A 14,116-nucleotide genomic window follows, 5' to 3' on the forward strand; every position below is an offset into this window, starting at 1 on the left:
CGACGCTCTGGCGGAAAGAGTTTGGTGACGCCGGGTGCCTCCCGGTGAGCTTGCGCCAGTCCGCAAAACCCGCTTTTACCCAAAAAGGTCTGACTGGTAGCCCCGCCGCGCAGGGGGATTCATCACCAGCATTTACGGTATCTGTTTGGCTATCATGGTCAATGACCCTGAGCGTTATGTAACTTTTTAAAGCATTAATCACTCAGCCCACGGTTTTTTAGCATCGGCTCCAGCTGCGGATCGTGCCCGCGCCACTGCCGGTAGAGCGCCGCCAGCGGCTGGCTGTTCCCGCGCGACAAAATCGCTTCGCGGAAAATCTGCCCGTTGTCACGGCTTAACCCGCCCCGCTCAACAAACCACTGATAGCCATCGTCCGCCAGCATTTGCGTCCATAAATAAGCATAATAGCCTGCGGCGTAATCACCGCCAAAAATATGGGCGAAATAGCTGCTGCGATAGCGCGGTGGCACCGGCGCAAGATCCAGATGCTCGCTGCGGATCGCCTGCGCTTCGACGCTATCGACATCGCTCAGCGCTTCACCGCCCGCCAGGCTATGCCAGTGCATATCCAGTAACGCAGCGCTCAACAGCTCGGTCATGTCATAACCTTTATTGAACTGCGTCGCCCGCAGCATCTTCTCACGTAACGCGTCCGGCATGGGTTCACCGCTTTGATAATGCCGCGCATAGCGTACAAAAACCTGCGGGTGGCTGGCCCAGTGCTCATTAATTTGTGACGGGAACTCAACAAAATCCCGCGGTGTATTGGTCCCGGAAAGGCTGGCGTAGCGCTGGCTGGCGAACAAACCATGCAGCGTATGGCCAAACTCATGGAACAGCGTGATGACTTCATCCCAGGAGAGCAGCGCAGCCTGCCCGGCTGCGGGTTTGGTGAAATTACAGACGTTATAAATGACCGGTTTTGTCCCCTGCAACGTGGATTGCTCGACAAAATTGCCCATCCACGCCCCACCGCTTTTTGAGTCACGGGCGAAGAAATCCCCGTAAAAGAGCGCCAGACCGCTGCCATCGGCATCGAATATCTCCCACACCCGCACGTCAGGGTGGTAAACCGGGATATCGGTACGTTCAATAAAACGAATGCCAAACAGCGTGCTGGCGGCCCAAAACACGCCGTCCGTCAGGACATTATCAAGCGCAAACCAGGGTTTGATTTGCGATTCATCAAGATCATATTTCGCCAGCCGCACCTGCTCGGCGTAAAAAGACCAGTCCCACGCCTGCGCGCTAAACCCGCCGTGCTGCGCGTCAATCACCTGCTGGATATCCGCCAGCTCCCGCTCAGCGCGGGCGCGAGCCGCTGGCGCAATATTACGCATAAAATTCAGTGCCGCCTGAGGTGTTTGCGCCATCTGATCGGCGATTTTCCAGCTGGCATAGTCGGCAAATCCAAGTAGCGCCGCCTGTGTTGCGCGTAATGTCGCCAGGCGCAGCACCAGCGCGCGCGTGTCGTTCGCATCGCCGCGCTGCGTGCGCAGCCATGACGCCGTAAAAAGGCGCTCGCGGGTCTGGCGATTGCGTAATGCTGCCAGCGCCGGTTGCTGGGTGGTATTAAGCAGAGTGATAAGCCAGCGTCCATTCAGCCCTTTCGCCTGCGCGGCCTGTGCGGCCTGCGCAATCTCTTCATCGCTCAAACCATCAAGCTGCTGCACATCGTCCACCACCAGACCACCTGCTTTATCCGCCGCCAGCAAACGCTGGTTAAACTGGCTGGTCAGGGTCGCCGCCTCGGTGTTGAGTGCTTTGAGCGCCGATTTATCCTGTGCGCTGAGCTTTGCGCCCTTCAGGACAAAGCGCTGATAAGTGATTTCCACCAGACGCAGCGCTTCGGCGTCCAGGCCGAGCGTTTCGCGTGCTTGCCACACCGCTTCTACGCGTGCAAACAGGCTATCATCCAGCCAGATATCATTCTCCAGCGCTGCCAGTTCGGCGGAGAATGCTTCGTCCAGCTGTTGCAGAAAATCATTGGTATGCGCCGAGGTCATAGCGAAAAAAACGTGGGTAACCAGGTCGAGCAACTGACCGCTTTTTTCCAGCGCAAGGATGGTGTTGTCGAAATCTGCCGCCGCGCTGTTCTGGCGGATAGCATCAATCTCAGCACGCTTTTGCTCAACGCCCTTATCAAAGGCCGGGCGGTAATGTTCCTGTTTGATCAGATCAAATGGCGGTGCCTGATACGGCAACGGGTTAGCGGTTAAAAATGGGTTTGCGGTAGCCATCGTTCACTCCTGAATACGCTGTTTTACCTCAGAGTAGGCATCCCCTGCGCGCATCGCAATCATTTCTCTTTCGTAGTCCGTGTTTTTTGCCACACTGTAGGAGGATAACTTGCGTCAGCGCGACTAAACGGCGCATGCTATGTTAAAACACCACAAAATGCGTTGAGGAACAGTGAGATGATTATTCTGGTTACCGGGGCAACCGCGGGTTTCGGCGAAGGCATTACGCGTCGTTTTATTCAACATGGTCACAAAGTCATCGCCACAGGGCGTCGCGAGGAGCGTTTGCTGGAGCTGAAAGAGGAGCTTGGCGAGAACCTGTACACGGCGCAGCTGGATGTGCGTAACCGTGCGGCGATTGAGGAGTTTATCGCCGCGCTGCCCGCCGGTTGGCGCGATATCGATATCCTGGTGAACAATGCCGGGCTGGCGCTCGGCCTTGAACCGGCGCACAAAGCGAACCTGGATGACTGGGAAACGATGATCGACACCAATAATAAAGGCCTGGTGTATATGACCCGCGCCGTGCTGCCGGGAATGGTGGAGCGCAATCGCGGCCATATCATCAATATTGGCTCCACCGCAGGCAGCTGGCCTTATGCCGGCGGTAACGTCTACGGCGCGAGCAAAGCCTTTGTGCGCCAGTTCAGCCTGAACCTGCGTACCGATTTGAGCGGTACCGCCGTGCGGGTGACCAATATCGAGCCAGGGCTGGTGGGCGGAACGGAGTTCTCGAACGTGCGCTTTAAGGGTGATGATGCCAAAGCAGGTAAAACCTATGAAAACACCCAGGCGCTGACCCCGGAAGATATCACCGAGGCGGTCTGGTGGGTGGCCACCCTGCCAAAACATGTGAATATCAACACGCTGGAGATGATGCCGGTCAGCCAGACTTACGCCGGGCTGAGCGTTCATCGCGAAGGGTAAATTTCCTGCCCGGCCTGCGGGCCGGGTATGGGACGGCAGGGAAATAAATGGTATGGTAGACAGGTTAACCTTTTAAAAAGTAAGAGCAATGGCCGCTGAAACGCAACTCAATCCGACGCAACCCGTCAATCAACAAATCTACCGCATTTTACGCCGGGATATCGTGCATTGTCTGATCCCGCCCGGTACGCCGCTGTCGGAAAAGGAGGTGTCGGTGCGTTTTGACGTGTCGCGCCAGCCGGTGCGCGAGGCATTTATAAAGCTTGCGGAAAACGGTCTGATCCAGATTCGCCCGCAGCGCGGCAGCTATGTGAACAAAATTTCACTCAGCCAGGTGCGTAACGGCTGCTTTGTTCGCCAGGCCATTGAGTGCGCCGTTGCCCGCCGGGCGGCGTCGATGATTGACGACGCGGCCTGCTATCAGCTTGAGCAAAATCTGAACCAGCAGCGTACGGCGATAGAGCGCAAGCAGCTAAACGACTTCTTCGAACTGGATGATGATTTTCATCAGAAGCTGGCGCAGATTGCCGACTGCCAGCTGGCCTGGGACACGGTGGAAAATATCAAAGCAACCATCGATCGCGTGCGCTATATGAGCCTCGATCATGTTTCTCCGCCGGAGATGCTGTTGCGCCAGCACCTGGACATTTATACCGCGCTGGAAAAACGCGATGCCGAGGCCGTCGTTACTGCGATGACCCTGCATTTGCAGGAAATCAGCGAGTCAGTGAAAACCATCCGCCAGGAAAACCGCGACTGGTTCAGCGAAGATTAGTCCCTCTCTTCTCCTTGTTTTGTGCCAAAATCACGCTTTTTTTTGTGCAAAAAAAGTGTGATGTTGATCAAAAACAAAAACTCATCACGTCAGAAGCGTATTTATAAGGCGTTCGTGCCGGGACATCTTCTGCCCGGTTCGTTTTGAGATATTTAACAAGGAGAAACCACCATGAAGACTTACGATCGCAACCGTAATGCTATCACCATCGGCAGCCAGGTGATGATTAGCGGCACTGGCCGTACCGGCAAAATTGTTGCTATCCATGCGGATGGATTAACGGATGATCAGGTGCGTCGCAATAAAACGGTCGAAATCGAAGGCATTAGCGAAAAGTACGAACCGATGGAACTGATTCGTCTGGGCTTTCACTGATGGTGAGAATGCCGCCCACGGCGGCATTCATTGTTTTCTAACCTCTCACAGACAGGCGTTACAACGCCGCCGCATAATGTGCCACGGTCGCTTTCGCACCTCTTTCCCGCAACATTTGATAGGCTTTTTGCACCTGGTTTACAAAGATAGCTTCTTTGGGTAATTCATTGCCGAAAATCGCCTCGATTGCCAACAACGCCCGCACGCGCGCTTCGCCCTGCTCGCTGCCTTTGACCGCCGCCTGAAGGGTGGACAAGAGCGGGTCGGAAACCTCAATCACCTGCCCCTGCTCATCGACACCGCCCACATACCGCATCCAGCCCGCCACGCCAAGCGCCAGCAAAGAGAAGTCGCTCTGGTGCGCAATATGCCAGCGCACGGAGTCCAGCATACGCTGCGGCAGCTTCTGGCTGCCATCCATCGCAATTTGCCATGTGCGATGGCGCAGCGCCGGGTTGCTGTAACGCGCAATCAGCCGGTCGGCATAACGCGCCAGATCAACACCTTTTACTTTTAACGTCGGTGCCTGCTCTTTGAGCATCAACGCATGCGCTGCGCGGCGGTAGTTCTCATCTTCCATACAGTCGTTAATGTGTTGATAGCCCGCCAGATAGCCAAGGTAAGCGAGGAAAGAGTGGCTGCCATTGAGCATACGCAGCTTCATCTCTTCAAACGGCACCACATCTGCCACCAGCTCGGCACCGGCTTTTTCCCAGGCCGGGCGACCGGCAACAAAATTGTCCTCTATCACCCACTGGCGGAACGGTTCACAGGCAACGCCTGCCGGGTCGCGCACACCGGTAAGCTGAGCGATTTTTTCCAGCGTCTCTTCCGTCACTGCGGGCACAATTCTGTCCACCATTGTTGACGGGAAAGTCACATTCGCCTCTATCCACGCGGCCAGCTCAGCATCCAGCGCGCGCGCATATGCACACACAACATTGCGCGTTACGTGACCGTTTTCGGGCATATTATCGCAGGACATCACGCTGAAGGCGGGCAGTCCCGCCGCCTTACGCCGCGCCAGCGCTTCGACAATCACCCCGGCGGCAGACTTTGGCTGGTGCGGGTTTTGCAAATCAGCGGTAATCAACGGGTGATCCAGCATCAATTCACCGGACGCCGGTGAGTGGCAGTAGCCTTTTTCGGTGATCGTCAGCGAAACAATCGCGACCTGCGGTTCGCACAGTGCAGCCAGCACCGTTTCCAGGCCATCAACCTGCGCATGCAGCGCGCGTTTTGCCACGCCTACAACCCTGGCAGTCCAGGCATCGGCCGACATTTCGGCAACGGTATACAGGTTATCTTGCTGTTTCAGGTCGGCAATTTGCTGCTCGCCGCCAATCAAATTGACCTCACAGTATCCCCAGTCGCTACCGTGCTCGGCGGCCAGGATATCGGTATAAACCGACTGATGTGCGCGGTGAAACGCGCCAAAACCCAGATGGACAATACGCGCAACCAGTTTATTACGATCGTAAACAGGCAACGTGGCTTTCGCCGTTAACAGCTTATTTTCCATGGTGAGACTCATCTAATTAAGTGAAACAGTGGTTCAATAGATTACGGACTGCCGTAAACCGGACTATGATTTGCGACAGTTTTTGCGGACTACACCAACTAGAATGGTAACTAAATGTATCTGAATTCAGCGCCGGTTACCGTTATCAGTGCGTAGGACTCAAGCCTGCCCTCTGCACGCTGCGCGGCGATTCGGCGGCGTCTTCAAGGATGCTTAAATCCCGGTCGCGCACTTCCGGCATCAGCAAGGCAGCCAGCAAACCAATCGCTGAATACGCTATCAGCATCACCACAATCGGCCACCAGGAGCCAGTGATATCGCAAAAGATCCCGGCCAGCACCGGCCCGAAACCTACCGCGACAAGCCCCCCCGCCTCTTTTGATATCGCCATACGGGTAAAACGATTTCGCGCACCGAACATCTCAGCCATGGTGATATTTTCCAGCGCAAACAGCCCAAGAACCGCAACGTTATGGATAACAATGATCGACAGCATAATCACGCCAGGGTCGTAGCTTTTGTCGACAATCACCGCCATCATCGGCCAGGCCAGCACAATAGACGCGATACAGAGGCAAATGTACGGCAGGCGACGCCCGATTTTATCGGATAACCAGCCGAGCAGCGGGATGGTGAGAAAACCGATTATCGAACTTATCATTAGTGCATCGGTCGGGATGCGTTTTTCAAACAGCAAGGTCTGCACCAGGTATCCGGCGAGGAAAGTCTGAATCAGCCCGGAGTTCCCGGCCTGGCCGAAACGCAGCCCGGTGGCAAGCCAGAACGTTTTGCTGCGAAACATCGCGCCCAGGCTGGTCTCTTTTGACGGCGTTTCTTCCTCCTGAACCTGCTCGAACACCGGGCTCTCTTTGAGGTGCAAGCGCAGCCAGATGGCAAAACCCATCACCACGACGCTTGCGAGAAACGGTACGCGCCAGCCCCAGGAGACCAATGCTTCGCGATCGAGCGCGAAAAACATGATGGCCCAGATTGCCGTGGCGCTCAGCGTGCCGCAGTTTGTCCCCATCGCTACCAGCGAGGAGATAATGCCGCGCTTGCCGTTCGGGGCATACTCCGCAAGCATCGTCCCGGCACCGGAGATTTCTGCGCCTGCGCCCAGTCCCTGAATGATACGTAAGGTCACCAACAGCAGCGGCGCGAAGATGCCGATTTGCGCATAGGTCGGCAAGACACCGATAAGCGTGGTACAAATCCCCATCATCGTAATCGTGATGAACAGGACTTTTTTACGCCCGATGCGATCGCCCATCTTGCCGAAGATAAAGGCGCCGATAATCCGCGCGATATAGCCTGCGCCGTAGGTGCCCATCGCCAGGATCAGCGCCATCGCCGCCGACTGTTCAGGAAAGAAGATCTCGTGGAACACCAGCGCCGCGCCGAGCGAGTAGAGCTGGAAATCCATAAACTCCAGCGCGGTGCCTAACCAGCCGGACACCGCGGCCTTCACCAGATCGGCGGTCGTTCTTTCAGTTTTCACTTGCGTCATAATCGGTATCCCGAAAAAGAGAAGTTGCGTACCGCATAACCGCACTTTGGTTCGTCATTAATTAAACGTTAATAAAACCTTGCAGCACTTCCGCTGGTCTTTTTCAAACAGTTCAATCGCGTCTGTGACCTGTTGGTAGTGAAATTTATGGGTCACTAATTTGCCGGGGTCGATAAGGCCGCGCGCCAGCCAGTCGATAACCACGGGGAATTTCCGCGCGTTAAGACGCGAGGAGAAAATGGAGAGTTCTTTGCCGGTGATCCCTTGCTGAATTATCTGGCTCGGCTCGCTGGAAAAACCCATTATCACAATGCGCGCGGCAGGCGAGGCGAGCGTAATGGCCTCCTGCAAAATCGACGGATGGCAGGCGGCGTCCACAATCAGCGTCGGTTTGATGCCGCGCGCTTCCAGCGCAGCCTGCACCGGTTGCTGGCTGTTATTAATTACCCAGTCCGCACCGCTGCGCTGCGCCATTTGCAGGCGCTCGTCGATACGGTCTGCGACAATCACCTGGCTTACGTTATAGACACCTTTTAACGCCTGCACGGTGGTCAGCCCCATCGGCCCGGCGCCATACACCAGGGCAATATCCTGCTCGCGAGGATTGACCTGGCCGGTGACATTGGCGGCGATGGTAAACGGCTCGACCATCACCGCGTGCTCATCAGGAATGGCAGGCGGGATAACCCAGGCGTTGTCGGCGGGCACCACCGCATATTCGCTGAACCCGCCATCCCGGTGTACGCCCAGCACCACCAGTTCGGTACAGACGTTTGGCTTGCCGATGGCGCACGGGTAGCAGTGACCGCAACTGATAACCGGGTCAACCGCAACACGTTCTCCCAGGCGCGACGGTGCGACGCCCTCGCCTACGGCGTCAATCAGGCCGAAAAATTCATGGCCGATAACACGCGGGTAGCGGGCAAAGGGGTTATGCCCCCGGTAGATATGGCTGTCGGAGCCACAAATCCCTGCCAGGCTAACCTTAACGCGCACTTCACCTGCAGCAGGCGCCGGGAGCGGTCGTTCAGCAATCGTCAGCTGGTTGGGGTGTTCAATCACAACACTTTTCATCGCTTCTTCCTTTATTACCAGTTCCACAGCGTGCCATCTTCCAGTCGGGCGACCGGCAAACAGGCAGGATCGTAGGGGTATTTCGCCGCCAGTTTTTCGTCAAACTCAATGCCAAGGCCAGGTTTGTCGCCAGGGTGCATATAGCCGTTGTCAAAGCGCCAGCTGTGCGGGAAAACGTCAAGCATCTGTTCTGAGTAGCCCATATACTCCTGCACGCCGAAGTTCGGCACCCACAGGTCAAAGTGCAGCGCGGCGGCGTGGCAAATGGGCGACAAATCCGACGGGCCATGCGAGCCGGTTCGCACCTGGTAGAGCGCGGCGAAATCCGCAATGCGGCGCATACCGGTGATCCCTCCGGCGTGGGTAATGGTGGTGCGGATATAATCAATGAGCTGCTCTTCAATCAGCTGTTTGCAGTCCCAGATACTGTTAAAGACTTCGCCAACGGCAATGGGTGTCACGGTATGCTGGCGGATCAGCCGGAAACAGGCCTGGTTTTCCGCCGGGGTCGGATCTTCCATCCAGAACAGGCGGTAATCTTCGATATTCTTACCAAAACGCGCCGCTTCGATGGGCGTCAGCCGGTGGTGCATGTCGTGCAGCAGATGTTCGTGGAAACCGAACTTATCGCGTACGGCAGCAAAGAGTTTCGGCGTGAAATCGAGATACTTCTCCGTCGACCATAACTGCTCTTCCGGCCACTGGCCTTTGGTCGCCGGTTCATAAGCCAGCCCCTTGCCTTTGGCCATACCGTAGGTGGTTTTCATTCCCGGCACGCCGCACTGCACGCGAATAGCTTTAAACCCCATCTCTTTATGCCGGGCGTAATCTTCCAGCACATCATCAATGGTGTGTCCGGTGGTGTGGCAGTAAACCATCACGCCTTCTCGCGAAGCACCGCCGAGCAGTTGGTACAGCGGCATCCCCGCGGCTTTGGCCTTGATATCCCACAGCGCCATATCGATGGCGGAAATGGCTGACATCGTCACCGGGCCGCGCCGCCAGTACGCGCCTTTATAAAAGAATTGCCAGATGTCTTCGATGCGCTGCGCGTCCCGGCCTATCAGCTGCGGGCAGAGGTGATCTTTAAGGTATGACGCAACGGAGAGTTCGCGACCATTGAGCGTTGCATCGCCCAGCCCCACTAACCCGTCGTCGGTGGTGATTTTCAGGGTGACAAAGTTGCGCCCCGGAGAGGTAACAAAAACGTCTGCGCCTACGATCTTCATGCGATATTCCTTGCATCTGCTTAATGTGATGAAGGAAATTTACCCATCCGAGTCACTACCATACAAGTATAAATTACAAAAAAGGCGCTTTTGATCACAAAAAATTAACGGACGCTCAGGCGCGTCCCCAACCGGAAACAATGATCAGCATGCCGCATATTGCGATGGCGGCTCCCAGCCAGTCATAAACGCTGAGCTTTATACCATCAACCACACGCAGCCAAATCAACGCAGTGCAGACATAGACGCCGCCATAAGCCGCATACACCCGGCCACTGGCCGCAGGATGCAGGGTGAGCAGCCAGACAAACATCGCCAGCGCAAGCACCGCCGGGATCAATAACAGCGGCGTGGCGCCGCGTTTGAGCCACAGCCAGGGCAGGAAACAACCGATGATTTCACATAGTGCAGTAGCGAAGAAAAGCAGCGTGGTTTTAAACATAGATGTCACTTTTTACATAACCTTTTCGCCATCTTACCTGATTACAGGCGCAACAGGGTCTCATTACGCCTGTTTGCCTGGTTTAAATCTTTGCCTGATTGACCCGTGCCGACAACGCCTGATGGCTCTCTTTTCTTTCACTGTAGCGGTCGGCAAGGTAGTCCGTATGCCCTTTCAACAGTAAGGTCATTTTGAATAACTCTTCGGCGACATCAACAATCCGGTCGTAATAAGCAGACGGTTTCATCCGCCCCTCCTCATCAAATTCCTGCCAGGCTTTGGCCACGGACGATTGATTAGGGATGGTAAACATACGCATCCAGCGCCCCAGAATCCGCATCTGATTTAGCGCATTAAACGACTGTGAACCACCGCACACCTGCATCAGCGCCAGGGTCTTTCCCTGCGACGGGCGCACGGCGCCTTCACTTAACGGGATCCAGTCAATTTGCGCTTTCATCACCGAACTCATCGCCCCGTGCCGTTCAGGTGAACTCCAGATCATCCCGTCGCACCACCTGACTCGCTCACGCAGTTCCTGCACTTTCGGATGCGTGTCGGGGGCGTCGTCCGGCAGCGGCAGGCCGGACGGGTGAAAAAACTGCACCTCCGCCCCCATTGTTGTCAGCAGTCGCCCTGCTTCTTCTGCCGCAAAGCGGCTGAATGAGCGCTGACGCACGGAACCATACAGAATCAATATCCGTGGCGCGCTGTCTGCATTAAGCCGCCCGGCGATGTGATTATCGAAATGTTCAGCACTCAGGGCCGGAAAATTTTCCACAACATATTCCTCTGTTTGCATCTTGGTGTTTTAAACTCAATACATATGGTTTAGCATATGTATTTTAACGCGGCCCGAGATAAATATGCGACATCCTGTGCAACTTTTTAAAGTGCTTTCCGATGAGACCCGGCTCTCCATCATTATGCTGCTCAGAGAAGCTGGCGAGCTTTGCGTGTGCGATATTTGTGCGGTCACGGCGCAGTCGCAACCCAAAATATCCCGCCATATGGCTATTTTACGCGAAGCCGGGCTGGTGCTCGACCGCCGTGAAGGGAAATGGGTGCACTATCGTCTCTCACCCCATATGCCCGCCTGGGCGGCAGATGCCATCGATTCTGCGTGGCGCTGCTTACGCGACGAGGTGCGCAGCACGCTGGCCAACTCGCGCGGTGGCAGCTGCGCATAAGATAACATATATAATTTTTCATATGTGATGGAGTAAAGGATGTTACTGGCAGGAGCACTATTTTTACTGACGCTGACCCTCGTTATCTGGCAGCCCAAAGGGCTGAGTATCGGCTGGAGTGCAACTCTTGGGGCCGTGCTGGCGCTGGTGTGCGGAGTGATTCAGCTTAGCGATATTCCGGCGGTCTGGCATATCGTCTGGAATGCGACAGCAACCTTTGTCGCGGTCATCATTATTAGCTTGTTGCTCGATGAGTCAGGCTTCTTTGAGTGGGCGGCGTTGCATATGGCCCGCCAGGGGAAAGGGCGCGGGCGGCTATTATTTACCTGGATGATATTGCTGGGAGCGATAGTGGCGGCCTTTTTCGCCAACGATGGCGCGGCGCTTATCCTGACGCCCATTGTTATCGCCATGCTGCTGGCGCTGGGATTCAGTACAAACACAACGCTTGCGTTCGTGATGGCCGCCGGATTTATTGCTGATACAGCAAGCCTTCCGTTAATCGTTTCCAATCTGGTGAACATTGTCTCTGCGGACTTTTTCCATCTCGCCTTTACTGAGTACGCCGCCGTGATGCTGCCTGTCGATATTGCCGCGATAGCCGCAACGCTTGTGATGCTGCACCTCTTTTTTCGCAAAGATATCCCGGCGACCTACGACGTCTCCCGTCTGAAAAAACCTGCTGACGCCATTAAAGACCGCGCCACATTTAAGGCAGGCTGGGCGGTGCTTATCCTTTTGCTGGTCAGTTTCTTTGTGCTGGAGCCGCTCGGTATTCCAGTCAGCGCGATTGCTGCTGCGGCTGCCGCCGTACTGTTTGCGGTGGCCAAAAAAGGTAAAACCATCAATACCGGTAATGTACTGCGCGGCGCGCCGTGGCAGATTGTGATTTTCTCGCTGGGCATGTATCTGGTGGTATATGGGCTGCGCAATGCGGGACTGACGGATTACCTTTCCGGCGTGCTGAACTGGCTTACAACGAAAGGACTCTGGAGTGCGACGTTAGGAACAGGTTTTCTGACCGCGTTCCTCTCTTCGGTGATGAATAATATGCCCACCGTGTTGATTGGCGCCCTCTCCATTGATAGCAGCAGCGCATCCGGCGTGATTAAAGAAGCGATGGTGTATGCCAACGTGATCGGTTGCGATCTGGGGCCGAAAATTACCCCTATCGGGAGCCTGGCAACCCTGCTCTGGCTGCATGTGCTGGCACAGAAAAATATGACCATCAGCTGGGGCTATTATTTCCGGACCGGGATTATCATGACGTTGCCGGTTCTGTTTGTCACGCTGGCGGCGCTGGCGCTGCGGCTTTCCATCACCTTATAGTGGGCGAATACGATGAGCGATATCATCCTTTATCACAATCCAGACTGCGGCACATCGCGCAATACGCTGGCGATTATCCGTAACAGTGGCACGGAACCAACCATTATCTATTATCTGCAGACGCCGCCCTCGCGCGAAACGCTCAGGAAGCTTATCGCTGATATGGGTATATCGGTGCGCGCACTGCTGCGCAAAAATGTCGAGCCTTACGAACAACTCAATCTTGAGGACGACAGGTTTACGGACGAGCAACTTATTGATTTTATGCTGCAGTACCCGATACTGATTAATCGCCCGATTGTGGTGACGCCGCTCGGCACTCGCTTATGCAGACCGTCCGAAGCAGTGCTGGCGATTTTACCGGATAAGCAGCGTGGCGCGTTTATCAAAGAAGATGGAGAACAGGTGGTGGATGAAAAAGGCAATCCTTTGGGCAAATCATCACCGTAGCAAAACAGGCGATACGGTGGACGTAAATGCGGCTTGCAGTATCCTGGCGGGCAGAGTTCGCTTAGAATAGTCTGGCTATTTATTACCCCTGAACCATAGGAAATCACAATGATTAACTCACTGAGCAAACGCCTGTGCCTGACCGCAATGCTGACGCTGGGTGCCATCGTGTACACCGCTTGTGCACAGGCTGAAACCAATCGCCTGGTGATTGAATCCGGCGATACCGCGCAAACCCGCCAGCATGCGGCAATGGAAAAAGAGCAGTGGGATGACACCCGCACCCTGCGCCATAAAATCAATAAGCGTACGGAAAAAGAGTGGGATAAGGCAGACGTCGCCTTTGACGCGCAGGATAACTGCCTGAAAAGCAGCAATCTCAATGCCTACTGGGAGCCGAACACCCTGCGCTGCCTTGACCGCCGTACCGGTCGCGAAATTCAGTAAGCTGACGGGCGCAATGCGCCCGCGTTCACCACATCAAAAGGATTTTTATGAGTGATGCCTATACTGTGCGCCTTCGCCCCCTTGAGCGCGAAGATCTGCGCTTTGTCCACCAGCTGGATAACAACGCCAGCGTGATGCGTTACTGGTTCGAAGAGCCGTACGAAGCCTTTGTCGAACTCTCGGATCTCTACGATAAGCATATTCATGACCAGAGCGAGCGGCGCTTTGTTGTGGAGTGCGACGGCGAAAAAGCCGGTCTGGTGGAGCTGGTTGAAATAAACCACGTACACCGCCGCGCTGAATTCCAGATAATTATTTCACCGGAATATCAGGGCAAAGGCCTCGCGTCAAAAGCGGCTAAACTGGCGATGGATTATGGTTTTACGGTACTTAACCTGTATAAGCTCTATCTGATTGTCGATAAAGAGAACGCCAAAGCGATTCATATTTATCGCAAGTTGGGCTTTATGGTGGAAGGTGAACTCGTACATGAGTTCTTTATTAATGGTGAGTACCGCAACACTATTCGCATGTGTATTTTCCAGCAGCAGTACCTGGATAATTTAAAACCCGGCGGTAGCTCACTGCTGAAACCCACCGCGCAATAAG

General features: G+C 55.1%; 15 protein-coding genes. 8 read left to right on the top strand and 7 right to left on the bottom strand.

All coding sequences use genetic code 11. The features are described from left to right. Positions 1-194: 194 nt before the first annotated feature. A complete protein-coding gene (gene dcp, locus ACTU3N_RS10635; protein WP_443086095.1) occupies positions 195-2,240 on the bottom strand; it encodes a peptidyl-dipeptidase Dcp in 2,046 nt (681 codons plus the stop codon). 177 nt (positions 2,241-2,417) lie between these two features. Here dcp and ydfG point away from each other — a divergent pair, with 177 nt between their 5' ends. From ydfG to ydfZ, 3 genes are all read left to right on the top strand, one after another. Then, a complete protein-coding gene (gene ydfG, locus ACTU3N_RS10640; RefSeq protein WP_443086096.1) occupies positions 2,418-3,167 on the top strand; it encodes a bifunctional NADP-dependent 3-hydroxy acid dehydrogenase/3-hydroxypropionate dehydrogenase YdfG in 750 nt (249 codons plus the stop codon). Between the two features lie 88 nt (positions 3,168-3,255). Further along, a complete protein-coding gene (locus tag ACTU3N_RS10645) occupies positions 3,256-3,942 on the top strand; it encodes a GntR family transcriptional regulator (protein WP_443086097.1) in 687 nt (228 codons plus the stop codon). A gap of 171 nt (positions 3,943-4,113) precedes the next feature. Further along, a complete protein-coding gene (gene ydfZ / locus ACTU3N_RS10650; protein ID WP_443086098.1) occupies positions 4,114-4,317 on the top strand; it encodes a putative selenium delivery protein YdfZ in 204 nt (67 codons plus the stop codon). Between the two features lie 58 nt (positions 4,318-4,375). On the opposite strand, the gene ACTU3N_RS10655 is transcribed toward ydfZ, so the two are convergent. The 6 genes from ACTU3N_RS10655 to arsH form a co-directional block, all read right to left on the bottom strand. Then, positions 4,376-5,839 carry a mannitol dehydrogenase family protein gene (locus ACTU3N_RS10655; protein WP_443086099.1) on the bottom strand — a complete coding sequence of 488 codons (1,464 nt, stop codon included), beginning with the start codon at positions 5,837-5,839 and terminating at the stop codon, positions 4,376-4,378. Positions 5,840-5,984: 145 nt separating this feature from the next. Beyond that, on the bottom strand, positions 5,985-7,346 hold the full coding sequence (locus ACTU3N_RS10660; RefSeq protein WP_443086100.1) for an MFS transporter: 1,362 nt from the start codon (positions 7,344-7,346) through the stop codon (positions 5,985-5,987). A 57-nt stretch (positions 7,347-7,403) separates the two neighbouring features. After that, positions 7,404-8,420, bottom strand: coding sequence for a Zn-dependent oxidoreductase (locus ACTU3N_RS10665; protein ID WP_443086101.1), 1,017 nt, complete (start codon positions 8,418-8,420; stop codon positions 7,404-7,406). A gap of 14 nt (positions 8,421-8,434) precedes the next feature. Next, entirely contained in the window at positions 8,435-9,649 is a 1,215-nt protein-coding gene (gene manD, locus ACTU3N_RS10670; RefSeq protein WP_443086102.1) for a D-mannonate dehydratase ManD, read from the bottom strand. Between the two features lie 115 nt (positions 9,650-9,764). Then, positions 9,765-10,091 carry a YnfA family protein gene (locus ACTU3N_RS10675; RefSeq protein ID WP_443086103.1) on the bottom strand — a complete coding sequence of 109 codons (327 nt, stop codon included), beginning with the start codon at positions 10,089-10,091 and terminating at the stop codon, positions 9,765-9,767. 82 nt (positions 10,092-10,173) lie between these two features. After that, positions 10,174-10,872: an arsenical resistance protein ArsH gene (arsH, locus tag ACTU3N_RS10680; protein WP_443086104.1), complete on the bottom strand. Its 699-nt coding sequence runs from the start codon at positions 10,870-10,872 to the stop codon at positions 10,174-10,176. Positions 10,873-10,957: 85 nt separating this feature from the next. Here arsH and ACTU3N_RS10685 point away from each other — a divergent pair, with 85 nt between their 5' ends. The 5 genes from ACTU3N_RS10685 (at position 10,958) to speG (ending at position 14,115) form a co-directional block, all read left to right on the top strand. Beyond that, the gene (locus ACTU3N_RS10685) at positions 10,958-11,281 is read left to right on the top strand and encodes a metalloregulator ArsR/SmtB family transcription factor (protein ID WP_443086105.1); all 324 of its coding nucleotides are present in this window, start codon (positions 10,958-10,960) and stop codon (positions 11,279-11,281) included. 39 nt (positions 11,282-11,320) lie between these two features. Continuing rightward, positions 11,321-12,610: an arsenic transporter gene (locus ACTU3N_RS10690; protein ID WP_443086106.1), complete on the top strand. Its 1,290-nt coding sequence runs from the start codon at positions 11,321-11,323 to the stop codon at positions 12,608-12,610. A gap of 12 nt (positions 12,611-12,622) precedes the next feature. Continuing rightward, positions 12,623-13,060, top strand: coding sequence for a glutaredoxin-dependent arsenate reductase (gene arsC, locus ACTU3N_RS10695; protein WP_443086107.1), 438 nt, complete (start codon positions 12,623-12,625; stop codon positions 13,058-13,060). A gap of 108 nt (positions 13,061-13,168) precedes the next feature. Then, a complete protein-coding gene (locus ACTU3N_RS10700; protein ID WP_443086108.1) occupies positions 13,169-13,507 on the top strand; it encodes a DUF1283 family protein in 339 nt (112 codons plus the stop codon). 47 nt (positions 13,508-13,554) lie between these two features. Beyond that, positions 13,555-14,115, top strand: coding sequence for a spermidine N1-acetyltransferase (gene speG / locus ACTU3N_RS10705; protein ID WP_443086109.1), 561 nt, complete (start codon positions 13,555-13,557; stop codon positions 14,113-14,115). Position 14,116: the final 1 nt, after the last annotated feature.

It is taken from the genome of Vagococcus sp. WN89Y (genome assembly GCF_052220145.1).
Classification (GTDB): Bacteria; Pseudomonadota; Gammaproteobacteria; order Enterobacterales; family Enterobacteriaceae; genus Kosakonia.

What these genes read in the sequence shown, in the direction of transcription:
- dcp (WP_443086095.1), bottom strand. Translation starts at nt 2,240, where the DNA reads ATGGCTACCGCAAACCCATTTTTAACCGCTAACCCGTTGCCGTATCAG.
- ydfG (WP_443086096.1), top strand. Translation starts at nt 2,418, where the DNA reads ATGATTATTCTGGTTACCGGGGCAACCGCGGGTTTCGGCGAAGGCATT.
- ACTU3N_RS10645 (WP_443086097.1), top strand. Translation starts at nt 3,256, where the DNA reads ATGGCCGCTGAAACGCAACTCAATCCGACGCAACCCGTCAATCAACAA.
- ydfZ (WP_443086098.1), top strand. Translation starts at nt 4,114, where the DNA reads ATGAAGACTTACGATCGCAACCGTAATGCTATCACCATCGGCAGCCAG.
- ACTU3N_RS10655 (WP_443086099.1), bottom strand. Translation starts at nt 5,839, where the DNA reads ATGGAAAATAAGCTGTTAACGGCGAAAGCCACGTTGCCTGTTTACGAT.
- ACTU3N_RS10660 (WP_443086100.1), bottom strand. Translation starts at nt 7,346, where the DNA reads ATGACGCAAGTGAAAACTGAAAGAACGACCGCCGATCTGGTGAAGGCC.
- ACTU3N_RS10665 (WP_443086101.1), bottom strand. Translation starts at nt 8,420, where the DNA reads ATGAAAAGTGTTGTGATTGAACACCCCAACCAGCTGACGATTGCTGAA.
- manD (WP_443086102.1), bottom strand. Translation starts at nt 9,649, where the DNA reads ATGAAGATCGTAGGCGCAGACGTTTTTGTTACCTCTCCGGGGCGCAAC.
- ACTU3N_RS10675 (WP_443086103.1), bottom strand. Translation starts at nt 10,091, where the DNA reads ATGTTTAAAACCACGCTGCTTTTCTTCGCTACTGCACTATGTGAAATC.
- ACTU3N_RS10685 (WP_443086105.1), top strand. Translation starts at nt 10,958, where the DNA reads ATGCGACATCCTGTGCAACTTTTTAAAGTGCTTTCCGATGAGACCCGG.
- ACTU3N_RS10690 (WP_443086106.1), top strand. Translation starts at nt 11,321, where the DNA reads ATGTTACTGGCAGGAGCACTATTTTTACTGACGCTGACCCTCGTTATC.
- arsC (WP_443086107.1), top strand. Translation starts at nt 12,623, where the DNA reads ATGAGCGATATCATCCTTTATCACAATCCAGACTGCGGCACATCGCGC.
- ACTU3N_RS10700 (WP_443086108.1), top strand. Translation starts at nt 13,169, where the DNA reads ATGATTAACTCACTGAGCAAACGCCTGTGCCTGACCGCAATGCTGACG.
- speG (WP_443086109.1), top strand. Translation starts at nt 13,555, where the DNA reads ATGAGTGATGCCTATACTGTGCGCCTTCGCCCCCTTGAGCGCGAAGAT.